The organism is Pleomorphovibrio marinus (genome assembly GCF_003347495.1).
GTDB lineage: Bacteria > Bacteroidota > Bacteroidia > Cytophagales > Cyclobacteriaceae > Pleomorphovibrio > Pleomorphovibrio marinus.
The window spans coordinates 827691-853470 of record NZ_QCXY01000001.1 but is presented as its reverse complement, the minus strand read 5'-3'; the positions used below and the strand labels follow the sequence as shown (position 1 = coordinate 853470).

Annotated in this window: 17 protein-coding genes; 2 read left to right on the top strand and 15 right to left on the bottom strand. The window is 45.5% G+C overall.

Features of this window, described 5'->3' with window-relative positions:
• Positions 1-6 precede the first annotated feature (6 nt).
• The 5 genes from DB520_RS03535 to DB520_RS03515 all read right to left on the bottom strand — a co-directional run bounded on the left by DB520_RS03535 (position 7) and on the right by DB520_RS03515 (position 6766).
• Positions 7-1473 carry a Gfo/Idh/MocA family protein gene (locus tag DB520_RS03535; RefSeq protein WP_114748773.1) on the bottom strand — a complete coding sequence of 489 codons (1467 nt, stop codon included), beginning with the start codon at positions 1471-1473 and terminating at the stop codon, positions 7-9.
• A 24-nt stretch (positions 1474-1497) separates the two neighbouring features.
• Complete coding sequence (locus DB520_RS03530; RefSeq protein ID WP_114748244.1) at positions 1498-2223, bottom strand: hypothetical protein; 726 nt, start codon at positions 2221-2223, stop codon at positions 1498-1500.
• Complete coding sequence (locus DB520_RS03525; RefSeq protein ID WP_114748243.1) at positions 2224-2430, bottom strand: hypothetical protein; 207 nt, start codon at positions 2428-2430, stop codon at positions 2224-2226.
• 108 nt (positions 2431-2538) lie between these two features.
• Positions 2539-4005 (bottom strand): DUF1501 domain-containing protein, encoded by a 1467-nt coding sequence (locus DB520_RS03520; RefSeq protein WP_114748242.1) that lies wholly within the window; start codon positions 4003-4005, stop codon positions 2539-2541.
• A gap of 4 nt (positions 4006-4009) precedes the next feature.
• Positions 4010-6766, bottom strand: a complete 2757-nt coding sequence (locus tag DB520_RS03515) for a DUF1553 domain-containing protein (protein WP_114748241.1) — start codon at positions 6764-6766, stop codon at positions 4010-4012.
• 172 nt (positions 6767-6938) lie between these two features.
• Between DB520_RS03515 and DB520_RS03510 the strand changes: the two genes are divergently transcribed.
• The gene (locus DB520_RS03510; RefSeq protein ID WP_232834818.1) at positions 6939-7715 is read left to right on the top strand and encodes a DUF2490 domain-containing protein; all 777 of its coding nucleotides are present in this window, start codon (positions 6939-6941) and stop codon (positions 7713-7715) included.
• A gap of 249 nt (positions 7716-7964) precedes the next feature.
• On the top strand, positions 7965-8789 hold the full coding sequence (locus DB520_RS03505; RefSeq protein WP_114748239.1) for an HAD-IIA family hydrolase: 825 nt from the start codon (positions 7965-7967) through the stop codon (positions 8787-8789).
• 106 nt (positions 8790-8895) lie between these two features.
• Here the strand turns inward: DB520_RS03505 and DB520_RS03500 are convergent, their stop codons facing one another.
• From DB520_RS03500 to DB520_RS03455, 10 genes are all read right to left on the bottom strand, one after another.
• Complete coding sequence (locus DB520_RS03500) at positions 8896-9309, bottom strand: alpha/beta hydrolase family protein (protein WP_232834865.1); 414 nt, start codon at positions 9307-9309, stop codon at positions 8896-8898.
• Between the two features lie 13 nt (positions 9310-9322).
• Complete coding sequence (locus tag DB520_RS03495; RefSeq protein WP_114748237.1) at positions 9323-9715, bottom strand: TolB-like translocation protein; 393 nt, start codon at positions 9713-9715, stop codon at positions 9323-9325.
• 417 nt (positions 9716-10132) lie between these two features.
• The gene (locus DB520_RS03490; protein WP_114748236.1) at positions 10133-11368 is read right to left on the bottom strand and encodes a TolC family protein; all 1236 of its coding nucleotides are present in this window, start codon (positions 11366-11368) and stop codon (positions 10133-10135) included.
• Positions 11365-12375, bottom strand: a complete 1011-nt coding sequence (locus tag DB520_RS03485) for an efflux RND transporter periplasmic adaptor subunit (RefSeq protein ID WP_114748235.1) — start codon at positions 12373-12375, stop codon at positions 11365-11367. Before DB520_RS03485 ends, DB520_RS03490 begins: the two co-directional genes overlap by 4 nt.
• Before the next feature lie 3 nt (positions 12376-12378).
• Positions 12379-13071: a DUF4956 domain-containing protein gene (locus DB520_RS03480; RefSeq protein WP_114748234.1), complete on the bottom strand. Its 693-nt coding sequence runs from the start codon at positions 13069-13071 to the stop codon at positions 12379-12381.
• Between the two features lie 14 nt (positions 13072-13085).
• Positions 13086-16124, bottom strand: coding sequence for a CotH kinase family protein (locus DB520_RS03475; RefSeq protein ID WP_198675228.1), 3039 nt, complete (start codon positions 16122-16124; stop codon positions 13086-13088).
• Positions 16125-16291: 167 nt separating this feature from the next.
• Entirely contained in the window at positions 16292-18499 is a 2208-nt protein-coding gene (locus DB520_RS03470) for a beta-galactosidase trimerization domain-containing protein (protein ID WP_157971917.1), read from the bottom strand.
• Between the two features lie 52 nt (positions 18500-18551).
• The gene (locus DB520_RS03465) at positions 18552-20441 is read right to left on the bottom strand and encodes a hypothetical protein (protein WP_114748231.1); all 1890 of its coding nucleotides are present in this window, start codon (positions 20439-20441) and stop codon (positions 18552-18554) included.
• 138 nt (positions 20442-20579) lie between these two features.
• Positions 20580-22124: a RagB/SusD family nutrient uptake outer membrane protein gene (locus tag DB520_RS03460; RefSeq protein WP_114748230.1), complete on the bottom strand. Its 1545-nt coding sequence runs from the start codon at positions 22122-22124 to the stop codon at positions 20580-20582.
• A gap of 19 nt (positions 22125-22143) precedes the next feature.
• Positions 22144-25635 carry a SusC/RagA family TonB-linked outer membrane protein gene (locus DB520_RS03455; RefSeq protein WP_114748229.1) on the bottom strand — a complete coding sequence of 1164 codons (3492 nt, stop codon included), beginning with the start codon at positions 25633-25635 and terminating at the stop codon, positions 22144-22146.
• Between the last annotated feature and the right edge of the window lie 145 nt (positions 25636-25780).

Here is a 25780-nt window from a genome sequence, read left to right as displayed (position 1 = left end):
ATAGTCTTACACCGACTGTGGGGAGGGGATATCGTAACCCGGGTTGCGGGGGTCAAAGAGCAACCTGTTTGCTTCACGGGAATGCTCCCCAACAAACAGCTCCGTTTCACCATCAAACTCCAGCCAAGGCCCTACGATGTAATTTTCTTGGTTTACGGGCACGCCCATACCGTCCCTGGCGATTTCATGGATTTTCATAAACTCTTCATAGGCCAGTTGATTGTCACCGAAGCGTCCCGCCTTGCCATTGAAAGGTACCTTTTCCCCTAAGCGGTAGGATATGTTCATCAAGTGTCCCAAGGTGCAGCTAAAATGGGCATCATACATATTGCCATTGGCCATCATGGGGTCATTGGCCTTGCATGCCGCCACAAAACTCCCATAAGGCCCTCCCGGGGTGATCTTCACCTGCTCAACCTTTACATCCCTGGGTTGACTGCCATTGTGCGAATGGTATTCCCCGTCGATAAGCTTTCCCCCGTCCTCAAAATAGAAATGGTTGGTCACCTGGTGTTCGTATCCTTCGTGGTTTACATTTCTCACATTGAAGAACACCTGTTGCCCATTGGCGAATTCTGCCACCGCAAACATGGTATTTGGAGTTTCTCCCTGATCGTCCCAGACAAAGCGACCTCCGATGGCCATAACCCTTTTCGGATGGGTATTGGCCACCTCGGGGTCCAATGCCCAATAGGCCACGTCCAGTTGGTGGGTTCCCTGGTTATTGAGCTCCCCATTGCCCACCAGCCAGTTCCAATGCCAGTTATAATGGACCAAATTTTCATTGAATTGATCGATGACTGCCGGCCCTTTCCAGAGGTTCCAGTCCAGATTTTTGGGAGGGGAGGTATTGGGTTTAAAGCCAATGCCTTCCCGGGGTTTGCAGGCAAAGCCGTGGGATACCAGCAGTTTACCGTATTTTCCGGATCGTATGTCACTGATTTGTCCGGCCCAGTTGTCACTGCTGCGGCGCTGTGCCCCGTGTTGGATGACGACTCCGTATTTTTCTGCGGCGGCCAGTGCCACCCTGCCCTCGTACACGTCGTGGCTGGCGGGTTTTTCCACATAGCAGTGTTTCCCCGCTTGAGCCGCCCAGATCACCATAAGGGAGTGCCAGTGATTGGGTGTGGCTACGCTGATGGCGTCTATGTTTTTGTCTTCCAAAACCCTTCGCACATCCGCTTCCCCCTTGGCACGGCTATGTACCCCGCCTTTGTCCTTGAGGTCGGCGATTCGGGCAGCAAGTACATCCTTATCGGGTTCCACCAGACAGGCTATTTCCACATCCTCCAGTGAGGTGAATCCACTGATGTGGTTTTTTCCTCTTCCATTTACTCCGCATATGGCCACCCGTAGGCGGTCATTGGCCCCCATGATATTAGCGTAGGACTTGGCACTGAACCCCATGGCACCTATGCTGATGCCGGCGGTGCCAAGTAGAGATTTTTTCAGGAAGTTTCTTCTGTGGTTCATAATTTTGGGTTTATTTAATTTCAATCAGACTGATGAATTAGGTTCACTTTTGTTAAAATACCCTTTAAAAATATCAAAATCAAATTTTGAAACCATAGATATTTCGGCAATGGGAATCGTAACTCCTAACTTTTCATCAATTAGTTGAACCTTGTTTTCATCTATAAAATGTTTAAGAACTTCAATATAATTTGTTGTAATGATCAATTCGAGGGTATTTTTTTCTCTGAAACCACTAAGATTTGGTATTAGTGTAACAAATGGATCACCAATGGGATCAGATATTCTATTGATGTATGCTATGTAAACTTTGTTGGACTTTGTCGTAAGCATCAATAGTTTTTCTGAATCTTTTTTTGCATTTAATGATTTCCAGAACAATAACTCAATTTGATTGCCCCACCTTTCTACTACATAAAGCATTGAGGCTTTATTGGGCAATAAAATATTTAGTCCCCAAGCAAGTGGAAGAGCAAGAAAAAAAATCAGCAAGGAAAAGTTTAATCCAGGCAAAGTTGTATAAGGATTTAAACTTATAAACCAATTTCTAATTGGTTGAATATAAGGTATTTGTAAAATCAATCTATCAAAAGCTAAAGCCAAAATTGTTAAAAAAATTGCTGCTATTAGTGCATTAAAAATCAATCTCTGCCTTTCTATCCTTTGATGGTAAAACTTAGTTATCTTGAAGCTAATTAAAAATAAATACCCACCAAGTAGAGGAAACAGAAGCAAATCTAAGCGAGGCATTTATTTGTCTTTTATTTTGACCTGTCTTTCCTTGTAAACATTAACTGCCTCTTCTAATTTTTTAAGTAATTCCAGTGCTTCTTCTTTATTGCCAAACAAATCTTTACTTTCCATGTAGAAAGTACCATTGGAAGTAACCTTGATTTTATCATAATCAGTTTCTTTCTTCCTTCTTGGAATACTAAGTAAAGTTTTTATCAAGCCCATAGATCTAAATTAGACATTAACTTCAATAAATACAACGTATTTTCACAATTACTGGTTGGCGATATGTAAATACCTAATGTTATATTTTGATCAATCAGAAGAATGCCATCACCCCAACACCTCATGAATCACCCTGCCATGTACATCGGTAAGCCGGAAATTCCTACCCTGAAATTCATACGTTAACCGTTCGTGGTCGAATCCTAGTTGGTGCAGGATGGTGGCCTGCAAATCATGCACGTGGGTACGGCCCGAGGTGCCATAATAGCCGATTTCATCGGTCTCCCCATATACATAGCCCTTCTTCACACCGGCACCTGCCATCCACATGGTGAATGCCTCCAAATGGTGATCCCTGCCATCAAACCCTTCTCCGGTCCTGGCTTCCATCATGGGTGTCCGGCCAAATTCTCCCCCCCAAACCACCAGGGTCTCTTCCAATAGACCCCGCTGCTTCAAGTCTTGTAATAGTGCCGCTATGGGTTGGTCTATTGCCTTACAGGATCTTCTCATGCCTTCGCCTACTCCATTTCCGGCACCCACGCCATGGGTATCCCAGCGGTTGTCAAAAAGCTGTATAAAGCGCACCCCCTGTTCCACCAGCCTTCTGGCCAGTAGGCAATTGTTGGCAAAGGAACCCTCTCCGGGCTCAGTGCCGTACATGTCATGGATATAGGCAGGTTCATTGCTGATGTCCATTACCTCGGGTACCGCACTTTGCATGCGAAATGCCAATTCGTATTGGGAAATTCTGGAAAGGATTTCCGGGTCGCCTACTTGTTCGTGTTCTAGCCGGTTGATCTCATTGATGGCATCGATGGATTTTTTTCTCAGCCTACTGTCCATATATCCGGGATTGGAGAGAAATAGGACAGGGTCTCCTTTGGACCTGCAATGCACTCCCTGGTGAATGGTAGGCAGGAAGCCGCTTCCCCAGGCACTTTTCCCGGCACTGATGGAACCCCCACCCCCGGAGGTCAGCACCACGAAGCCGGGGAGGTTTTGGTTTTCGGAACCCAAGCCATATACGGTCCAGCTTCCCATGCTGGGCTTGCCAAGCCTGGCACTGCCCGTATGCATAAGGAGCTGGGCAGGGGCATGGTTAAACTCATCGGTATGCATGGCTTTCAAAAAACTCACCTCATCCACCATTTTGGCAAATTCTGGCATATAGTCAGAGACAAAAGCCCCAGAACCGCCGTGTTGCGCAAAGCTGGCCTGAGGCCCCAGAAGCTTTGGGGTGCCTTTGAGAAAGGCAAACTCCTTGCCCTCCATCAGGGACTTGGGAGTATGCTGCCCATCGAGTTTTTTCAATTCCGGTTTGAAGTCAAAGAGCTCCAGGTGAGATGGGCCACCGGCCATATGTAAAAAAATTACCTGTTTGGCCTTAGGTGCAAAATGGGAGAGTCCATTGAAGGCGTTTTTGCTAGGCCTTGAGGTTTGGGGAAGCAGCTTGTCACAGCCCATTAGCATACCCAGGGCCATGGCTCCCATACCTGAACTGCACTGTTTCAAGAAATGTCTGCGGCTGTTATAGGCCGCCTTTCGGTATAAGGCTTCTTGCAGTAAGTCCATGGGATTATCTTCGGTTAATGAATTCGTCTAAATTAAACATGGCATTGCAGACCAGGGTGAGTGCCAGATGCCGGGCTTCTTCCTCTGCCAGTTCCTGAGTTTGATAGTCATCCAGGGCCTCTTGGTACAGCGAGGTTAACACCTTCACCTTTTCCTTTGCGGGTGGCACTGCAGTGATCAACTGCAAATGAGTGGCAATTCCCTTTTCAATATCCTCGGGGTGTTCACGGTGAATTTTGCTGGCAAAGGCCTCTGCCATTTCAATATACGCAGGATCGTTGAGCAAAACCAGGGATTGGAGCGGAGTATTGGTCCTGATGCGCCTGGAAGTGCATACCTCCCTGGAGGGGTTGTCAAAGGTGGCCATGGAAGGATAGGGGTTTGTACGTTTCCAATAGGTATAGATGGCCCTACGGTATTTGTCCTTTCCCTCACTTTGGTGCCAAAACACCCCGCTGAAGTCCCTCAACCCTTCGGGCTGGTAGGGCATTACGCTGGGGCCGCCCCTTTCAGGCACTAAAAGACCGCTTATGGCTAAAGCCTTGTCCCTCAAAGTCTCTGAAGGGAGCCTTGTCCTGGAACCCCTGGAGAGGTATTTGTTATACGGGTCTTTTTCCAGGGCTTCGTCAGTCACATGGGAGGATTGTCTATAGGTAGCAGACATCAAGATCTCCTTGATCAGGCTTTTCATGGACCAGTTGTGCGTGTGGATAAAGCGTATGGCCAGCCAGTCCAATAACTCCGGATGAGTGGGTTCAAAGCCCTGGCTACCAAAATCCTCCATGGTTTCAATAAGACCAAAACCGAAAATCTGTTCCCAGATTCTATTCACCATTACTCTAGCGGTGAGTGGGTTGTTGGGGTGCACCAGCCAATGAGCAAAGGCCAGCCGTGGAGGCACGGAGTCCGCCAAGTCCCCTAAAATAGCAGGAAGGCCTGGCTCCACTTCCTCATCGGGACTTCTCCAGTCTCCCCTGGCAAACACAAAGGACTGCCTTTGCTTTTCTCCCTCTAATTCTTGGAAAATAGGAGTATGAACGGCCTCTATTTCATAAAGGTCCTCAATAGCGTCCTGAATATCCGAGGATAGCTTTTTATAGGGGGCATCATCAAGGTGGAAAAATAGCCAGTCCACCCGTACCAGGTCTTGGGCAAAGGTTTTGTCTTTTTGGAAATAGAGATAAACATCCCGATGCCCTGTTACTTTTTTCACGGGGATGGTTAATCCCTCCCAATTTTGAGGGCGATTGGCCGGAAAATTCTTGGCAGTGATGCCAAAAGTGCCTTCCCCTATTTTTTCTCCCAAGGGCTCATCTAAACGTATCTCTACTTTAGCGCCGGTCAGGGAGGCATAACCCAGGCTGATGGAGGAAATATCCGTAAGTTCCACGTTTTCATACATGACCCAAGAACTGTCTTGTACCTGCCAAATGGATTTTTGGTCATGCCCCACTAATTCGATAAACCTGCTTTTGTCCTGAAACTCCTCGGCCTCTACCTTCCTGTAGCCCACCTGATACAGCAGCTTTTCCTTTTGTTGGTGAAGGAAGGAATTTTCAATGTTTTCCAATTGGTGATCAGAGTTTACCTGGCGGTTTATCCAGGTAAGGGCATTACGTACTTTTTCCTTGTCCTCATCCTCGTAGGTGAGCAATTTGGGCTGTTCATTGTACAAGTCCTTATCCGCAGTATTGTTGAAGATGGCCATGGAGCGGAAGAAATCCTCGTGTCGGATAGGGTCATAGGGATGGCTGTGGCATTGCACGCAGGCCATGGTGGTGCTCTGCCACACCTCATAGGTGGTACCTACCCTTTCCATTACCGCAGCTACCCTGAACTCCTCGTCATTGGTTCCCCCCTCATCGTTGGCCATGGTGTTGCGGTGAAAGGCAGTGGCGATTAAATCCGCTTCACTGGGATTAGGCAGTAGATCACCCGCCAATTGCGCAATGGTGAACGCATCAAATCCCATATCTGCATTGAAGGCATCGATCACCCAGTCCCTGTATTTCCAGATGCTGCGGTGCAGGTCCTTTTCATATCCCTTGGAGTCGGCATATCTGGCCAGATCCAGCCAAAAGGAAGCCCATTTTTCCCCAAACTGAGGCAAATCTAACAACCTGTCCACTTCCTCTTCATAGGCAGTTTCCATGGCTGACTTACTAAACCGTTCATAGTCCTCCAAAGTAGGAGGCAATCCCACAAGGTCCAGATAAAGCCTTCGCAACAGCACTTCTTTTTCTGCCTCAGGACTCTGGGGCAGCCCCATGGCTTCTAGTTGGGTAAAAATAAAGTGGTCCAGTTGATTTTTGGGTTCCCAGTCAGCAGAAAGCTTTGGCACGGGTATGTCCTTTTTTGGAGGCGAATAGGCCCAGTGTTCTTCCCATTTTGCCCCTTGGTCTATCCATTTGGTGATCAGTTCTATTTCATCTTCACTCAGGGGTTCCCGCCCATAGGGCATTCGGAGTTCGGCGTCATGATGGGTAAGCCGACTCACCATTTCACTGTCCTTGGCCTTGCCGGGGATAATGGCTGGTTTTCCAGATTCGGTGGGTGCCTTGGCTTCCTCTTCAAAGAGCAGGCTGAACCCACCCGACTGCTTTACACCTCCATGGCAGGCGATACACTTGTTATTGACGATGGGCCTGATATGCTGGTTGTAACTGATGGGATCCTGAAACAACTGAGCCCCCCACATTCCCCAGAACAGGAAAAACAGCCCAATTAACGCGGCTCCACCTATGAATATACCTTTTTTCATGAACCTTTAAATGTAACTAATTATAGGATTTTTTTCAATGGTTCTTGCTATAAGCAGTCCTATCCTGTGGTGTTTGGAAGATTAAGTACAATTTAATTGGCTATGGAAGGTTTTAGGGCTTTTTTTGGTACTGCTTAGGTCAAGGTGTTTTTGATATTTGGGGTAACATAACATGAATTTAGTAACTTTCGGGATGGCTAGGTTTTTTCTTTTGGTGCTAGTTAGTCTAGGCTTCTTTTGCCCTGGCAGGGCAGAGGCGCAGGCCCAGTTGCGAACCGAAAGTTGGTGGGGACTGATGACTTCCGGACAAATTGGGAATCGCTGGTCGTTATGGATGGACACCCATTATGTGCCGGAGTTGTTTTGGATCGGGCGAGGTGGGGTCACCTACCATACCAAGGACGAAACGTTCAATTATACCTTTGGATACGCAGGACTCTATCTTACCACTCCATTTTCGGAAGGCAGACTGATCCGACCGGAACGAAGGCCCTGGGGGCAGGTGATTTTTCGGTTGCCCAGCAGTGGGCAATATGGGGTAAGTTTCCGATTCCGCTATGATGCCCGCTTCCGTGCCAACCATGATGAGTTTGCCTTGACGGAGGGCTATGGTTTTATACAGCGCTACCGGTTCAATAGCAGCATACGCTATAATTTCGGCCAAATGGAGGCCATCAAATCCAACCTATCCCTTAGTTTGGTAAATGAGACCTTATTCTCTGCTGGCCCGGGTAGGGTGGATATTCCTATAGAGCACCGGGTGTTTTTTTTGTTGGGAGCCCAAAGAAGAACCGCGACCATATCCCCTGGTTACCACCTGCGCATTCAGTCGACGCAGACCGGGGAAGTCCGTGCCCTGCATGGGTTTGTGTTATGGATCAATTTCAACTATCGCCTACGAGATTTCAAGCGGCATTTACTGGAGGAATATCCTGCGGATAAGCTGTAGGCTGGCTTAGGGTTTGTTGCCTGTGTTAATTAATAATTGGGGGCTGGTTTTCAGGTTATTGTTAGACTGTTGGCTAATCTTGCTAACATTCCATTAAGCAAAATTGATATTACTTAATTATCAATAAAATTTATATTTTATTGATTATTCATTAATGATAGATAGAATCTATTAAATTAAAATCGATAATCACTTGATTTTGATATGTTTTTAGTAAATTTGAAATTGAAAACATTAACCACTATGACAATGAAAAAAGACACAGGATTTTTGATCGATATGGACGGGGTCATTTACCGAGGAGGTGAGCTGATCCCGGGGGCGAAGGAATTCATTGAAAAACTGATCCGGGAGGATTACCCATTCCTGTTTTTGACAAACAACAGCCAAAGGAACTGCAGGGATGTGGTAGCGAAACTTCACCGCATGGGTATCCATGTGCAGGAAAAACATATATTCACTTGTGCCATTGCTACGGCCCGGTACCTGGCTTCACAGAAACCCAATGGTACTGCCTTTGTGATCGGGGAAGGCGGTCTTCTTACAGCCCTTCATCAAAACGGCTACTCCATTGTGGACGATGACCCGGACTACGTGGTGATCGGAGAAGGGAGGACTATATTACTAGAATCAGTCGATAAAGCGATAAACATGGTCATGAGGGGTGCTAAGCTGATCGCCACCAACTTGGACCCCTATTGTCCCAGTAGCAATGGGACCATACGTTCCGGGTGCGGAGCCTTTGTATCCATGATTGAATTGGCCACCGAGCGGAAGGCCTTTAGTGCAGGTAAACCCAGTCCCGTGATGATGAGGTTGGCGAAGGCAGAACTAGGCACCAGGTCTTTCCAAACCATCATGTTGGGGGATACCATGGAGACGGATATTCTTGGTGGCGTTCAGATGGGCTTCAAAACAGTGCTGACCCTGACCGGTTCCACCGATATAGGGGATTTGGAAGACTTTGCCTATCAACCCGATTATGTGATCCAGAGTATAGAGGAGTTATTGGAGAAAGGTGCTTTTGAGGCCATTATTAAGGGAGAAGCAAAGCCAGAGTTGGTTTTTGCCTGATTGTTTTCCTTCCATATTGGAGAAAATGGGTAAACTGTATTAGAGAAGGGATGGCCTTCCATTTGGTTATGGAGTGGTGAAGCTGATGGCTTCACCACTCTTTTTCTTACTTCAGGTGGCGTTCCAAAAACTCCACCGTGGCCTGATGGACTTTCAATAGATTGGAAAATTTCATCCAGTGGTGGGTATCGTCAGGTATGACCAATTGCTCAAAAGGGATTCCCCCTTTCTGAAGCCTTCTCGCAAAGTCCAGGCTTTGGCTGAAGTCCACATTTCTATCATCTGTTGCGTGGATAAGCAAAATAGGGGATATTAATCCCTCCAAATGGGCAACGGGAGAGGAAAGCCATGCCAATTCCCTGGCCTGATCTTCGTCCTTAGCTCTTTCGAAATTTGGTGAAACCGGAATCCTTCCATCCATGTTATGCACCCCGTGTATATCCACTCCTACGGCAAATAGCTTAGAGTCTTTGGCCAGTGCCATGGCAGCAAGGTACCCTCCATATGAACCCCCATAAATGCCTATTTTGTCTCTATTTACCTGAGGCAGCTTTTGAAGATATTCCCCAGCGGCTTTTACATGGGTTTACGGGATTGGAGGCATTTCTTCCCCCATCCTCACCCCCTCTTACAAATACCAGCCAGTCCCCATCCGGAGTAAATTGAAGACTAGAAATTTCTTGTCCATCATCATCTTCAAAGGAAGTCAGCCTAAGGGGTGAAAATTCAGGGGCTTTGGCCATATAAATGTTCCTTTTCCCCTCTTCGGCCATTGCCCAGGCCAAAACATCTCCGCTTGGGGAACCCGTAAGTCCACTGGGAAAGGGAAAGGTGGAGAACTGGTCAATATCTTCTGCTTGGTTCGCTCCCCATTGGGCCACTAAGGTCAATAGAAGGAGTATTCCTTTAGGAGTAATTCGGTTCATCTGCGAATGTGGTAATGGGAGAAACAATTCTGGATAAAAGTATACATTGAAAGGGGAATATCAAGGTGCTCTTATTTTTTTGATTTAAGCGTGATGGAATGTAATTTTTTTAATGGTTAATGGTTAATGGTTAATTGGAGTTAGGTTTTTATTAAGTGTGGTTGGTGGAATAACCTGTGGAAAGCCTTTACAGATATGTCCCGTTAGGGACAAAATATGGGTAGCAACAGGACACGGCGAAGTTCCGTCCCGTACGGGACGGGATTTTTGATGTCATTCGATTTTCTACCCACATTGGATGCCTAACGGCACCATCTGAAATTGATTTCCCATTTGTATTCCGTACCTAAGCCGAATATTCATAAGAACCGGCATTAGCTGTCCCGTCAGGGAGAAAATGTGGGTAAAATAACAGGGTCAATAAAAATCCTCGGAGGAATTAAAATAATTGATAAAAGGTTCTCTCACCAGCATTCCGCTAATATCCAATAATTCTATATATTCATACAGGATGTCCAGTTCGAGGTCGGTCGCCAGCAGATGTTTGGATAATATGTTTTCTCTTATTTTCAGCAAAATTAGGGGGGATATCCCATCTATCTCCCGGTACTTCTCCAGGGAGCGCTGTTGAAGGTCATTATCGATCATCCCGGATAAGGCTTGGTGCTTTTTTAATAGGGTTTGAAGGTTGATGATGGTTTGCCTGATTTCCTCTTTAAGCTCAACCGAAAGCTGACTTAGCATGTTTTCTTCCTTCATCAACTTAAACTGCCTATCCAGAAGGCCTCCTTTTCCCGCCGAACCCAAGGGTATCCTAAACCCAATGCCGATAGCCAGATCGCGCCTAAATCCCTCACCGGGAACATCCCTGTAGCTGGCTTCAAAAAATTTCACCGGGTTTCTTTTGGAGGCCCTACTTCCCAAATAATCAAGTTCAGCAAGCTGTTTGTCCAGTTTCTGCCTTTCATAATAGAAGTTGTTTTGTTCCAGATCGTATTCAAACTGGCTTAAAAATACCCTAATGTCTGAGACAGACACGAAGTCGTTTTGGGAAACTCCCACTGTTTGTTCCGTACCCAGCAAATTCCTTATTTCTTCTTCATGTTGCTGAAACTTTCTTTCCACATCTATGGACTCCAGTAAAAAGTGGTCGTAATCCTCCTCTGCCTTCAGTAAATCCTGAAAGTCAAAGTCTATATTGTCGATGCTCTTTTCGAGAACATTTCTGCGTTCCCCAAGCAAGATGCCCAACTCCTCCATTGCCATCATCTTTTTTTTATCAATGAAGCTAGCAGCAATGAGCCTATACCTCTGTTTTAAAAGCGTATTCAACTGGGCTTTTTTGTCAAGGTTTTGTTCGGTGTAGGTAGCACTAAGGTACTCCCTGCTATATTTCCTTTCGGATGGGGAATTGGTATAGGTCCTGAACCTGAACATCTGTTCTCTCGGGTCAAAATTCCGGGACCTGGTTCTCAGCTCCATATGATCCAGGTAGCTTACGTGATTGCTGTTTTGCTGATAAAAGCTGTTTCTTTCTTCCAGGGATGTATAGGCTAGGTCTGAAAAAGCAGTTTCCAAGATTGCATCAGTGCTAGTCGGAATGGTATCAGAGAGGAAGATGCTAAAAAGCCCCAATAAAAAACCGATTGTCATGACCCAGGGATTTTTTTCAATGAAACCTTCTCCCCATGCAAAAATAGGTTGTTTCCCGGTATTTTAATTTGTACTTCCCTTCCCCACAAGGCCACATCTACGTTCTTTCTCAACCTTTCTGGATATTCAGTGATCTTGGAGCCCACACCAACCACTTTTCCTTCCACAATTTTTCCTTTATTCCAATCGCCGGACACTTCAATGCGATCGCCCACATTTATTTCTACATTGCTATTTTCATGGATAAAACCGTTGACAAAAGACGGGCTATTTGAGTTCACGGATAAAACCGGCATGTGAGGAGCAATTATGTCTCCTTGTTTGGCCTCTACGAAACCAATGATACCATCCTGGGATGCATATAACTGTAGTTTTTCCTCTTCTTTTCTGAGTTTGTTGAGTTCGGTTTCCACGTTTAGGATTTGCACCTTGAAGGTGCCGTTGTGCGAGGCAAGATGTTGGTTTAGCTGCGACACCTGCAATTTAAGGGGGTCGGTAAATAGCCTTAGGTCTTCTTTTAGCGCCTCGATACGAATAGCCTTTGGGCCTGCGATGCGGTATTCGGGCTCCAGCGTGGCAAGGCTTCTCAGGTCACTTGTCAAGCGATTGTTAAGGCTGTGCTCTGTCTCAAGTTGGCGAATTTCATAGGCCAACTCGGTTTCTTTGGCTTTGATCTCTGCTTTCAATTGGGCTACCTGGGAGCTGATCTCCAGCTTTCTATGAAATTCCATTGCCTGAAGTTCCAGCAACCGATCTGTGAAATCCCTTATTCTCAAATCCAATTCGGGACTTTTTACTTCAAGAATCTTTTGGCCCTTGGTTACCTTTTCCCCTACTACTACAGGGACATCCAGTACCTCCACAATTTGCCCATAACTTATGATTTTTTCGTCATTTTCCGCCACTCCCATGAATGCAGAATCGGACTTGATGGAGTGGAAATTAATGTAAAGCAAGAAGCCAATTGCACCCAGCCAGAGTAATATCAAGTATAGAAATTTTTTCATCTCCTAATTAAAGTTTTCGGTTGTGTCCTCAAATTCAATCCTCGCTATCAATGAAGGGTCAAGGCCCTCAAGCTGCCCCAGTAAGCCCAGTTCCTCGGATTGATTTTTCATACGAATTTGATATTCCAAAAACACCTTTTTCTCATTTTCGGATGGTTTGGAATACCTAATATTCTTTAGGGAAATGCCTTCACACCAATGATGAAGGACTTCTTCCACAAGCCCTTTCTGAAGCATATTCCCCATAAAGTTTATTCTTATCATCGCAGATGGCATGTATTTTTTGCCAAAATAGGTGAAGTGAAAAGCGAAGGCCACGAGGCAGAAAAACAGGGTGCCCACAATGGCAATAGAATAGCCATACACACCACAAGAGATTCCCACCGCTAGGGAAGCAAATAAGAAAATAATGTTTCTGGGATTTCGGAAATTAGTCCTGAAACGAATGATCGCCAATGCACCAAGCATACCCAGTCCAATTGCTACACTGTCCCCAATCGCTTGTATTACCATAATGGCCACAATAGGACTTAGCACAAGGGCTTGAATAAACGGGGCACTATATCCGGAAAGCGGTGTGGTCAAATAGTAAGTAAAAGCGATCACCACTGCCAAAGAGAAGGCAAACAAGACAGTGTACAGAATAGTGAAAAAGGCCGGGAATTCGGCAGAGGTATGTAGACTAAAATAATCCATTTTGGTTATTAAACTTATTTTTTGATAAAGCGTAAGACCTCCGAATTCTGGGGGGAAGTGACCCTAATACTATAAACTCCCGCCGGGACATTTTCCAAAGAAATCGAAAATGAACGGTCGGGTACGCTATCAAAGCTATTTATTATGACTCCTTGCGAATTGACAATTTCCAGACCGTTGATCATGGGCCATTGTTCCTGGTGTAAATCCAAGTGAAGTTGTCCATAGGTTGGATTGGGATAGAGCTTGGATACTATCCGACGGTGCTCTCTATCTGCACGGGGAAGGGAGGTGATCACCTCCTCTTTGAATTCAACTCCTTCTACAGCGATATTATTAAACCTTGCATTTCCACTATCTCCCGTCACAGTATTCCCTTCAAATATAAATCTCAAGGCAAAGTGGAGGTTGTCATTCACTTCTTCGATTTCACTGAAATCTATGGTTACCATTTGAAAACTGGTAGTCAGGTTGATTTGACTTTCCTTTAAATCCCCCTTGGTCCATTCACCATCCTCGGTGGTCCTGTATTCCCAGCGCATCATCTCCGGGCCATTGTTCGTTCTGGAAACGGCCATGCTTACCTGAATTGACCTATGCAGGTTCGTCGGTATCCTCAATTCAAGCATTCCATTCTTAACCTCTCCATTTTCCAAAGTTCTAAGAGGGTTCCTTACCCGTATTCCCCTCATGTCTATATCCTCAAATGGAACACCTGGGATTACCTGTTCCCTGTAGTTGATTATGGTTGGGTCATTTACCCTATCCATTATACCTTCGGTTCCTTCACCTTCTGAGGGTGGGGTTGCTGCTGGATGGAAAAGGAGTTCTGCCATCGGGACAATCGGTAAGCTATTATGCTGGGGAAACAGCTGGGTCAAAGGGGTGTTATTGGGGATATTGGTATCAAATAGCCAAAAATGGATCAAGCGGGGCTCATTGAATTCAGCTTCCCTAAAGACGGCTTGGATGGCCATATCAGCCTTTGGTGTAACCTCCAACACCTCCTCGTCCATTCTGGCACCGTTTACCAGCCAATGATCAATCTCAAAACCAGGATTGGGGTGGGCCTGTAATTTAATTGGAATTTCCTTAAAATAAGTACCTGTCCAGGGATAAGGATCCTGCCCAACTCCAGGAGTGTCCCGGGAAATAGGGAGAGTATTTATCTGTAGGGTTCCAGCCTCCTTATTTGCTGTTTCGATCGAGACTTGTACGGTTTCTGAAAGACCGAAATGATCTCTCAGTTGCTGAAACTGATGAGCCGGCCTTTTGTGGGTAAAGTCGAAATAAATATTCAAGATTTCTTCGGTGGCCCATTGATAGCGCCATCGGAGTCGATGTTCTTCAAGTGCGGGCCTTACCCTTTCGTAGGTATCCCTCAATATTGGCTCCATTCGCTCAGGCTTGAAGGTGGTATTGATATGATCCGCAAATCTGTTGATAAATAATTCCTTGAATTCGCTGCTTTCCAACAAATTCCTTAGAAGGGCTGTTTTTTGGGGATTCCCGGAAGCGTACTCATTTCCCCCACCATCAGGATGAATGAAATTAACCAACATATCAAAACCTGGACCTCCAAATCTGGCGGCGGTATCAAAATCCCATACCATGAAACGCCATTTCCCGTCCTGATAGGGGTTGTTACTAACTTCCCTTACCCGCCAATATTTAAAATGCTTTTCACCATACCAATCTACATTATTGAGGTAGATAAACATGATATTATAGTCGATATAGCTGAGTACATCTACCTTTTCCTCAAATTCAGCATAATTCTTTGGGTCACTCATGTCTTGGTTGACCACATGGTTATATATATCTCTGTATAAGGATATTTCACCTGGATTGCCAGCCTCTACATTCTCACTGCTACCCTGTCCCCAAGGTGAATCCAAAATTATGAGGTTATCGGTATCCGTATAGTATTTCCGCGCTAAATAATGATCGTTTAACCTGTTTCTGATATTGGCAACGCCCCAATACTCCCCGTTGAACAAGTGGACAATTGGGGTAGACCATTGAATATCGAGATTAGCTGCTGCCATAATGCGGTGGGATGCAGCATCTGTAAAGATATTCATTAAATCCCCTCCCATTCTCACCAATATATGCTTATGGTCACCCATAATAGCTCCATAAATATCTTTGGCCTCCGGTAAAAAGCGGTGTTGCATGGAATTATTGTCGTCATAGTCATTCCTTGCGTATAGCCTAAACCCTTTCATGGGCCGTGACCTTGAGGTTCCCCCATGTATCCTCATGCCAAGGTTCTGGGAAAACTCTAATTTGCCGTCATTCCCAAATAACTCCACGTGTACAGGCCTCTCCCACTCCCTGCCTCTATTGCCAAAATTGGCATGGTTTACATAGTTGGTTACGCTGCCACCTGAATCAAAAAAGGTTTTACCCTGAACATAAATGCCCTTTTCAAAGCCAAAAAGGTTTTCGGGGTCGGTGGTTACTGAAAGTACCGGTAAGTGGAACCGGTTGTTCTTTTGCTCATTCACCAGATAAGTGGCAGTAACGGTCTCACTTCCGGTGCCTTCCCGTATTGTTTTTGCTTTTATTACCTGCCCCTTAAAAATTTTTTCTTCAGGCTTCTTCCAATAAATATCAAAGGAAGTATCATAGGTGGTAATTATATCTGCCAAGTCGTTGTCCGCTGAAGTCCTTTCGCTGACTGCTATGGGCCCACTATATATATAAGTCACATTAGCTCTGGGGATGTTTTGGCTATTTTCCCATTCGTGGTGGTGATAATAGTTTACCAGGTAGGATTCTCCACCATTTACATTTTCTAGGCAGGGTTCCGAGCCATCCAAAGTGTACAGAATCATGCCATCCTCATCGGATGTGCTGATCATGACTTCCAAAGAAGAACTGTACCAACCTGGTTCAGGGGAAAATTTGGGGGAATTTGGTTTTTCAAGGTCTGCTTGAACAAGGTTGTTTTTATAGTTATCTTCTGGCAATACCAGTGTGTGAGCCACCCCATGTACCCCATAAAGCAAACCTAACAGCACTGTAGTAAAAAATATTCTGAAAGCCATCATTTAAATTCTAAAATAAATAATAGTAAACCTCAACCCATAAGCCATTAATGTTAACGGTTTAAGCTTAATTGAGGTTTATCCTATTTCAGGTGTAAAAATAATAGTTGAAGAAGTTAAAACCTAAGTCCGTGGAGGTACTGGGAGCAACTAAAAGAAAATTGGTGTTATTTCCCCATCCTAATCCACCTTGCTCCAAATCCTTCTAAGGTAAGCGGTTCGCCAATTGTCAATTTTTCGCCAGTGATGGCATCCTCCATTGTGGTATAGTGGATGGTGCTACTGCTGATCTGTACTTCCTTCTCCTCTTCTTGGTTAAGTAGAAAATAATGGTCCGCAGAAGGGCCTGCCAGCCTATACACCAGGGCTCCTTCACATTCAAAGACGGGTGACTTATCTTCTAAGATAAAGGTTCTCAACAAGTCTTCCATGGCCTCATTTCCCCTGCGAAAACAAGCTCTTGCGGCTTCATAGCCCAAAATCATGGCCTTACCCTCTCCCAAGCTAAAGGAGGTAACGGCGGGTTTACCATTGGAAAAACTGGCCAGGATAGAAGCTCCTTCGGGACGTAAACTCCCTATGGAGCCCACGAGTTTTTCGCCCTCTAGGTGCCAATCCCTGTTAATGCCTGAGTACTGATATTCCCTAAGTACTGTTCCGAAGAGACTGGAAAAAGCACTTCCCGTGCCCCTCGGGAAAAGCGCGGAATAGCTGTCCATCCAGGCTCCTGGCATGTCCATGATTAGTTTTCCACCATTATTTACGTAGTTTTCCAACAAGGGCAATAGGTCTGGATCCAACGCCAGCATGCCAGGTAAATAAATTATAGGATATCGCTGCGCCAATCCAAATTCCAGGTCTTCAGCATTTACATATTCAAAGGGGATATTTCCGTTGATTAGTGCTCTGGTCAGTCCCACACGAGCCTGCATGGGTCTAAACCTCAAGCTGTCTTGGCCTTTAATGGAGAATGCTGTCCACATGGCATCATTGTCCCAATCAAAAAACACCCCAACCATAGGTTCCTTGTGGGCCTCCCAAAGTTCTTCCCTGTACTTCTGCATGGCTTGAGCCACTTCTCCCACCGCTCGTGCCCTGTCTGTGATTTCATTGTGATGATCCAGTAGGGAATATTCCCCCACCTCTGCACCTGCACTTCTCACACTCCAGCTCCACAGGCCCCAACCCTTAAACCCGGCAGCCAGCATGCTAAGGGTAAACTGACGCATCTCTGGTGCATCCACTGTAAATCCCTTGTTGTTTTGTCCGAATTTTTCACCACCAAACTGTTGCGGACCTCCGGTGGTTTCCCAGCCACCACTCCAGCCCCCTTTAAACATATCATTGATATAGCTTGCCTGCATATATACCGTAGGACCCAATTCATCCAAAACCTGGTCAAAGTGCCAAGTATAATGTATAGAGGGATAAAAGGAGCCAGCATCCTGCATTACTTTGGCAATGGCGGGAAAGTTAACCCCAAAGTAGGCGTGGGGACGGAATAGCCCCAGTTCCCCACCGGCACGGTAAGGTGCCTCGGGATCAAATTCCTTGAATTCCTGTACTTTTTTAGCCAATTCGGCTACACCGTGATCGGCCTTAAAGCGTAGGATGTCCCGGATAACCCGCATTTCCCGGTGGTTGAAAGCTTTCCACCTTTCTTCGAAATCTTCCCAGGAAGTAAAAGGGCCACCTGCTGCCTGCAAACCATGGTGATGTTGGTTATAGGCATGATTCACTGCAGAAATATCTTTATAAGTCTCCTTCGCCCATTCCACAAATAGGGCCTCTCCGGTATCCGTTAGATCTAGGCCTCTTTGTCCCACAGTTGGGTCATAGGCGGTACTGGATCCTTTTAAGGCTTGGGCTTCGGGATTTTCTTTCCTTAAAGCCTGTAGCCGCTTCACCCGCTTTTCCAACACCCCTTGCTGATAGTCCAGCATTTTGGGGTGCCTCCTCACCTCTTTGCTTTCCATGCTGCCAGGCAAACCCAATTGTTGGATCAGCTCGGGGGTGATGGCTTCCCATCCTCCCTCCCCATACCACCAGGGAATCAGTCCTTCTTCCAGGGCCATCAACTGAATCTCCTCGTGATCCCAATCGGGCAAGGTCATAATCTGTTTAAGATTCGTAAACCCCAGTTCTTTCATGCTTCTAAAATGTTGCCTAATGATTTCTTCATCTTCCCCTGGACGCTGAATATACACCACTCCAGCAGGAACGGGGGCAAGCTCCTTTATTTTTTGCTGAAAGGGACTGTCATGCCGGGCATCATAAAGTTCATGCAGGTAATCGTGAGCCTCCTGGGCCTGTAATGTGCTGCTAAGTAGGAACAGAAAAAGTAGTTGGGCTGTCAGCTGGAAATTTATGGGCATTTTTTGCATCTTGGGATAATTGGTAATGGTTAATAATATAATTATTAATGGATTAATTGTCAATGGTTAATGAGAGGTTGCCAATTGTGATTTTATCTTTGTGGGGTAAATCAATGGGGGGATGGGGTTTTCCCTTTGGCTGAATCGTCATAACAACGGTCACCTCTTTGTCGATTTCCACATCCACAAAGCGGCTTTCAGGATAGCGTTTGTTATCATATTGGATACCTGTATTATGGCGGACGGTTTGCCCACCATAACGGAGCAGGCCAGTGGTAATGGAGTGTGGATTTTTTGAATTGCTCAGTATTACAGCCTTAAGGGTATGGCCTTCAGGGGTAGTGAGTATAAATGAATTTTCTGAAATATTTACCTCGTTAAAAGAAGGGGTGTTGATCCTCCAGACTTTTCCATTGTTGGAATGGTCACTAATGACGATGACGGCCTCGGCACCACTTTTATCAGAGTAATCTACCATCCATTTTCGGATATGGTTATCTACTCCGGTACTACTTCCTTTCACGAGGGCCGTGGAGGTGCCCTCAGGATTGATTTCAAACTCGAGAAGTTCTCCTGCCTCATTCAGGTCCCCTTTTTGGTCGGGAGAGACCTTGCCTGGGAAAAGGTTGGACTGCCCCGCAATAAGGTTTGTACGACCCCCGCCAATAATAAAGGGTACTCCCATACCAATTACCCTAAAGGTATTTACATCGGGACCTTTGTGACCGGCCACCCTTTTCTGAGAGGCGTTAATAAGAGTTACGATGTCGTTTTTGCCATTAAAACCGTTTCTATGCACCACTACGCCATGTGTGGTGTCTGCATAAGTATTCCATTTCGCCTTTTCAGGTGAAAGGGCTTCCAATTTTTCAGGGTAGTACAGGACACTGTAAAGATTTGCTTCCTTCACATAATCGTGCATCCACTTAATATAGGGTTTTTGGCTATCGGGATATACCCTCAAGGCCATGCTGAACAAACCCGATCCCAAGTTCAGCCCATCGTCGGAAAGGTCCGGTTTGATGCCCACCATCTCATTCATTGTGGGTATGGCCACCGTACCCGATGATGTGGCATGAACTATGTTTATCAACTGGGGGGCCAAATCTTCCAAGGGGGAATTTTCTCTATTGTTTTGCCAGGCGATAAATGCAGGTCCTACAAAAGACCAGTTATACACATGGTAGCCCAAGCTTTCCGCCGGCCAGCCTTGGGGATGCACGTTTAGGGCAAGGTGATCTGAGAGTCTTTTCGAAGCATCCCAGAGAAGGGGGTTTACCAGAGACGGGGTTTCCTGGTCTGGATGGTCCCAAACCAGTGAGGCAAAAACCACGCTACCCCACCTTACCCCCATCCAGTTGCTTACAAGGCTATAATTGGCATCATATCCCATATTTGCACTGGTGGCATAAATAACTTTGTAGAGTTGTCGATTTACCTCATTCCTTTGCTTTTGAGTCCATGCCTGATAACAAAAATCATAGGTAAAGGCCATTTTCAACAAAACAGCTGCACGGGTAAGTCCCCTGGAAACTGGATTGTCAAAAATCACTTTATCTTCAAATACGGTTTCCAAATGGGAATAGGCCGAATCAGCAAATTCCTTATCCCCTTTAAGCAAATACAAGTAACTGTAGTGGGCTGCTAGTTCAGTGACCTTTTGGGCCTCAAATTCATCGGCTTTGCTTATTTCTTCTGCAAGCTTTTGTGTGTCCCTTTCCAAATTTTCCAGTATTTCCAGAAAATGACCGTAGGCTACTCTCTTTCTGATTTCTTCCACTTCCCATGCTTTTACCAAGCCTCTTGGATGCTCTCCCATGGCGTTTTTTCCTTCTATGTCCTGGGTATTGATCAGCCAATCCAGAGAACCTGATTGGGGAAAGGCCTCTGAAAACAGGCCAATAAAGAAAAGGAAAGCTACTATCCTACCTACAAATGACATTTTTGTTTGGGTTTATTCTTTTTAAATTCAAGTAAAAAGGCTGCTTCATCTCTCTCTTGCAAGGTAAGAAGTAGAGGCATAAAATGCGAACCACCTTTATTGCAAGAAAAAATTGAAGCAGCCTTTGTCGGATCAATTTTATTCTCGACTGATATTTGGGTTTAGGTCGATTTCTAACTGTGGAATAGGTTGCCAGGTTCTATCACTCCAAGAAATACCCCCTGAGCCACGATCCCCATTTGGAATTTCCTGTTGGGTAGCTTGAAGATAATAAAGCCTGTCGTCCTCAAAAACCAATTCCTTCATTCTTTCCACTTCAATCACTTCAGCAGATAGGGCACCAGTATAATCCTCCAGTCCCGCCCTTCTTCGCACCACATTAAGATCTTCTCTTGCTCCTCCATCATTGCCACCCATAAACCTAAGGAAGGCCCTTGTAAGGTAAGCTTCTGCGGACCTCATTAATGGAAGGCTGGCTACCCGGTTGCTGGCTTCGGCTTCTCCAGCCCTGTACCATTTGTGGGCCCATACCTCCCTTTGGTTTAGTGCTTGGTACACTGGCCTGGGGTCTTCTCCTGCTTCGAAACTTAAGAAGAGCTGGCTGTACCTTTTGTCATTCATGGCCTCTTCATGGTCGTTCCAGCCGGTTATGGTTTTGAAATGCTCGCTAAGGGACATGATCTGGTTGTTATTAAAGAAATTGGAAAAATTCCACCTGCCATTGGGATCCGCATATCCTAACCACCTGGAGATCACAGGTGGTTTCCAATTGGTCTGTGGTCCTGATGTCACGTATTGGAATACCACTTCATTTCCCTTATCCCCAAACTGATCTTTGTTCCATGCCTCAATGGGGTCTTGATCCAGTGGAAACCTCCCTGAGTTAAGTACCACGTCCGCATGCTCCTCGGCTCTTTGCCAGTCTCTCATCTGAAAGTACACCCGCATGGCTAAGAAGTGAGCAGCCATCCGGTCTTGTCGGTCTACGAAAGCGGGGGGATCCCTATCCGGGGAATATTGTTCGGGTAGCAATTCCAGAGCTCGGTCTAGATCAAACAGGATTTGTTGATAAATCTCTTCAACGGAACTCAACCCTGGATTGTCAAATGCCCCAGATGGCATTCTGTCTTTGAGGATAATGGCTGGAAATTCATTATTTGCCCCATAAGGAGGTGCAAAAATGCGAACCATGGCGAAATTTACCCAGGCCCTCAACCAGTGTGCCTCCCCGAGTATTCTTGGTGTCCAGTGTGTATTTGCATCCTCGAAAGGACCATTTTCCTCTACCCAATCGATTACAGCATTGGCTGCAAGGAGTACGGCATACCCCGCTTGCCAATTTCTGGTAGGCTGTGCATGGGCATTGTTTGAAAAGTCACGGTTATACCAATCAATGGCATCTTGCCCTACTACGCCTAGCCCATCCATTAATTTCCCTGCATCGGCAATGGTAGCAGAATAGATGGCCTGGTTTCCGTGGATGCCTCGAAAACCACCCTCTCCACCTGCTACCCATAGGGCGCCATTAACCAATTGTTCCAAATCCATGGTGTTTCTAGGTTCTACAAAACCATTAGAGACAGTACCAACATCCTCTAACCACACCGTATCATTGCAGGAATAGCTTATAAGGGTACATGCGGCCAAACCTATCCATATAGTTATATTTTTTATTGCTTTCATTTTCTTGGAGTTTAGGTTGTTAAAAGGTCAAAGAAACGCCACCAGTAAAGGTCCTTAATTGCGGAAAGGGGTTTCCACCCAAGAAACCTTGTAAAAGATTCCTGTTTTGCCGATTTGAGTCAAAATTGGCGATTTCTGGATCATACCCGTCAAAATTGGTGAAGGTGAGCAGGTTCGTGCCATTTAAGAATACCCGGGCACCTTTTATCTTTGCTCTGCTTAAAAGCTCTGGTGGAATATTGTAGCTCAGTTGAACGTTTCTAAGCCGTAGGAATGATCCATCCTGAAGATACAAGGAAGTACTTCCGGGCTGAGCCAATGGTTCATTTTCTCTGGTTCTGTACATCAGACTTTGTCTTGGAAAATCGGCATCTGGATTTTCAGGTGTCCATGAGCGTTGTTCCAAGTCCGCTCTGAAATTATTACCCCCAGTCACCCTATATCTATTTCCATCATAAACATAGTTTCCTCCCTGAAAAGAAAAGAAAACAATCAATTCAAGGCCCTTATAGGAGAAGGTGTTTTGGAAGCCCCCAAAATAGGTAGGCAGTCCGCTTTTTCCCTCCAGCTCCACTCTATTTTGCTGTGCGTTGGCTGGAGTGGCCAAGACGGTTTCTCCTGTTTTTCTGATGATTCCGGATTCATTGAATAGGTCCTGATCTATTTCATAGATGTATTCATATCCAGTTTGGGAATCAATAAACGCAGTTTCAGCCATAAAATAGGTACCTAACCTGTTGCCTTGCCTTGTAATGGTTGCTCCCTGAACTATACCGAGGTTGTTTTCATCCAGCTGAGGGATCAGCCTTCGAACCTCATCCCTTACCAAAGTGAGGTTGAATTCAGACCTCCACTGAAACCCTCCTTTGTCGATATTTACGGTGTTGAGAGAAAATTCCCAGCCTGTATTTCGCAAGTCTCCAATATTGGTCCAGATGGAAGAGGAACCCAGTAATATTCCTTGCGATGCAGGGATGGGGTTTAGGAGTAACATGTTATTAACATCCTGTTGATAAAACCCTGCGGAACCACTAATCCTGGATTCAAAGGCCTCAAAATCCAAAGAAAAATCGATGGTGTTGATTTCTTCCCACTGGATATCGGGAACGCCAATTACGCTTTGAACGATACCAGAACCAAAGGAATACGCCGGCCAAGTGACATATTGGTTTTCGAGTACATTCGGGATATCAGCATTTCCTGTTCTCCCGTAGCTACCCCTTAACTTCAGAAAATTTATAGGGCCGAGATTAGAGAAAATATCCTCCTCAGATAGAATCCAACCAGCAGAAAGTGCCGGGAAATAGCCATAGCGATTATCCCTTCCAAATACTGAAGCACCATCTCGCCTAAAGCTGGCCATGGCATAATACTTTTCCTTATAGTTATAGTTAACCCTTCCAAAATAACTTTGAATACGAAACTCGGGAAATGTGCCATGAACAAGGGTAATCACATTGTTCCCGGCAGTTTCCCCTATATTAAAATCGGAGGAAACCAGGTTTTCTGCACGTGCATCCGTACGGAAAAAATTTCTCCTTTGCCGTTCTGCCCCAGCCACTATATTAAAGGAATGGTCATTAAAAGAAGTATTATAGGTGGCATATGCATTTAGGTTGAGGTTGTTTCGCTGTGTGTTGCCCACTTCTCCGTACCTGGATTCACGGATTACATCACTGGCGTAAATCCTAGAGCGGGTAAACCAAATATCTGCCGATCCCTCAGCCCTCAAAGTCAATCCTTCCAAGGGCTGGTATTCTAGAAATAGGTTAGCAATATTTCTATAGTTTTCCGTGCTATTTTCATAATTGTTGGGAAGATTAGCCACCACAGGGTTTCTACCCCCAAGCGGGTCAAAATAGGAGCCATCATCTAAAGTAATGGGGATGACCGGAACTGCGCCTCCGATTGCTGAACCATACCCACCCCTGTTTCCTCGGTCAGGCCTACCACCTCCCTGAAAAGCTTGGTTGCTACCGCCCAATTGCCCTTGGTTATTGGCAAAGTAGTTGAAGTTGTTGTTTATCCCAATTTTGACATTATCCAGAATATTGAAATCCAGATTTGTTCGTAGACCATATGTCCTTAACCTTTGGGTATTCATCAAACCCTTATGGTCCTGATACCTCAAGGAAACATAATAAGAGGCTCTATCGGTACCCTTAGTCGCTGAAATGTTCACATCTTCCAAGGTTCCCTGCCTCCAAATCGGTGAAAGCCAATCGGTGCCACCTGCATTTGCAACATTTTGAGCCATGTCCCTTGTAAAATAGGCATTTGGATTATCCACAAAAGCACTGACCAGCCCACTATCCACTACAGGATCCCAAGGCCTATCAAATCCATCATTGGCAAATGCTCCATCTACCATGCCTAACCATTGTCTGCCATTTGCCAACTCCACCATATTTACAGGGTCCTGGACACCGTAGCTATAGTTGAAATTCACACTGCTTTGCCCAGATTTACCCGATTTCGTTGTGACCAGAATTACGCCGTTAGCGCCTCTGGAACCATAGATGGCAGTTGCGGCGGCGTCTTTCAAAATTTGGATGTCTTCAATGTCTGAAGGATTAATGGACATGAAGGAGTTGATGCCGCCTTGCCCGGATAATTCCTGGGTCAGAGGAAAGCCATCCACTACGATCAGTGGTTCTGAACCGGCTGAAATGGAAGAAGTTCCTCTGATCAAAATTCGGGACGGGGCTCCAGGGACTCCGCTTCCCTGATTGACCTGGACACCTGCAGCCCTGCCTTGAAGTGCCGCATCGAAAGAAGGAACTTGTACCCTAGCAATATCGTCTCCCTTTACAGAGGAAATGTTTCCAGTAACTTCTCTTTTTACCTGCGTTCCGTAGCCAGTTACCACCACTTCATCCAAATAGCTGTCGTCGGGTTGCAGATTGACATCGATGGTGGTAGAAGATCCGATGGCTACCCGCTGGCGCTTGTATCCAATAAATGAGAATACCAAGTAACCTTCATCAGGAGTGGAAATGGAATAATACCCGTCCAAATCCGTAACGGTGCCAGAAGACGTGCCTTCCACAAATACGGTTACTCCCGGAAGTGGCTCACCACCCTCATCTCTCACGGTGCCTGAGATCTCCATTTCTTCTACCGCAATGGGGATAGAATTTCTGGACGTACCCCCGGCATTATTGACCGAGATAGTATTGTTTACTTGTTTGAATTTTAATCGGGTTTGCTGTGCGATATCTGCTAAAATATCAGCTACCGAACCTTCTATAAGGTTAAGTTTTACTTTTTTGTTGACATTCACATTTCTATCGAAATAAAAAAACGTCAATTCCGTACTGTTTTCAATTTGCTTGAAAACTTCAACTACACGAAACTCATCATGGTTTAGACGTACAGAAATTTCTTCTATGCTCTTTACCTGGCCATTAGCTGATCCTGCCCAAGTGGTGGCCATCGTCAAAACCGCAAAAGAGAATCCATATAGGATGAATTTGACTGACATTACTATAATGCGTAATAAATTTTTCATAATTTAGAATGTTAGATTGAACGTACAGTTACATTGCTGATTAACACACCCTTGGGTGAATGAATCAGCTAGTGGGTTTGATCTTCACCCCGGAGCGGTAGTACCAGTACCTCTCCGGGATTTTTTAGGATTAAATGGGTTGTTC

What these genes read in the sequence shown, in the direction of transcription:
- DB520_RS03480 (WP_114748234.1), bottom strand. Translation starts at nt 13,071, where the DNA reads ATGGATTATTTTAGTCTACATACCTCTGCCGAATTCCCGGCCTTTTTC.
- DB520_RS03460 (WP_114748230.1), bottom strand. Translation starts at nt 22,124, where the DNA reads ATGAAAGCAATAAAAAATATAACTATATGGATAGGTTTGGCCGCATGT.
- DB520_RS03510 (WP_232834818.1), top strand. Translation starts at nt 6,939, where the DNA reads ATGAATTTAGTAACTTTCGGGATGGCTAGGTTTTTTCTTTTGGTGCTA.
- DB520_RS03490 (WP_114748236.1), bottom strand. Translation starts at nt 11,368, where the DNA reads ATGACAATCGGTTTTTTATTGGGGCTTTTTAGCATCTTCCTCTCTGAT.
- DB520_RS03495 (WP_114748237.1), bottom strand. Translation starts at nt 9,715, where the DNA reads ATGAACCGAATTACTCCTAAAGGAATACTCCTTCTATTGACCTTAGTG.
- DB520_RS03535 (WP_114748773.1), bottom strand. Translation starts at nt 1,473, where the DNA reads ATGAACCACAGAAGAAACTTCCTGAAAAAATCTCTACTTGGCACCGCC.
- DB520_RS03530 (WP_114748244.1), bottom strand. Translation starts at nt 2,223, where the DNA reads ATGCCTCGCTTAGATTTGCTTCTGTTTCCTCTACTTGGTGGGTATTTA.
- DB520_RS03505 (WP_114748239.1), top strand. Translation starts at nt 7,965, where the DNA reads ATGAAAAAAGACACAGGATTTTTGATCGATATGGACGGGGTCATTTAC.
- DB520_RS03470 (WP_157971917.1), bottom strand. Translation starts at nt 18,499, where the DNA reads ATGCCCATAAATTTCCAGCTGACAGCCCAACTACTTTTTCTGTTCCTA.
- DB520_RS03525 (WP_114748243.1), bottom strand. Translation starts at nt 2,430, where the DNA reads ATGGGCTTGATAAAAACTTTACTTAGTATTCCAAGAAGGAAGAAAGAA.
- DB520_RS03515 (WP_114748241.1), bottom strand. Translation starts at nt 6,766, where the DNA reads ATGAAAAAAGGTATATTCATAGGTGGAGCCGCGTTAATTGGGCTGTTT.
- DB520_RS03485 (WP_114748235.1), bottom strand. Translation starts at nt 12,375, where the DNA reads ATGAAAAAATTTCTATACTTGATATTACTCTGGCTGGGTGCAATTGGC.
- DB520_RS03465 (WP_114748231.1), bottom strand. Translation starts at nt 20,441, where the DNA reads ATGTCATTTGTAGGTAGGATAGTAGCTTTCCTTTTCTTTATTGGCCTG.
- DB520_RS03520 (WP_114748242.1), bottom strand. Translation starts at nt 4,005, where the DNA reads ATGGACTTACTGCAAGAAGCCTTATACCGAAAGGCGGCCTATAACAGC.
- DB520_RS03475 (WP_198675228.1), bottom strand. Translation starts at nt 16,124, where the DNA reads ATGGCTTTCAGAATATTTTTTACTACAGTGCTGTTAGGTTTGCTTTAT.
- DB520_RS03455 (WP_114748229.1), bottom strand. Translation starts at nt 25,635, where the DNA reads ATGAAAAATTTATTACGCATTATAGTAATGTCAGTCAAATTCATCCTA.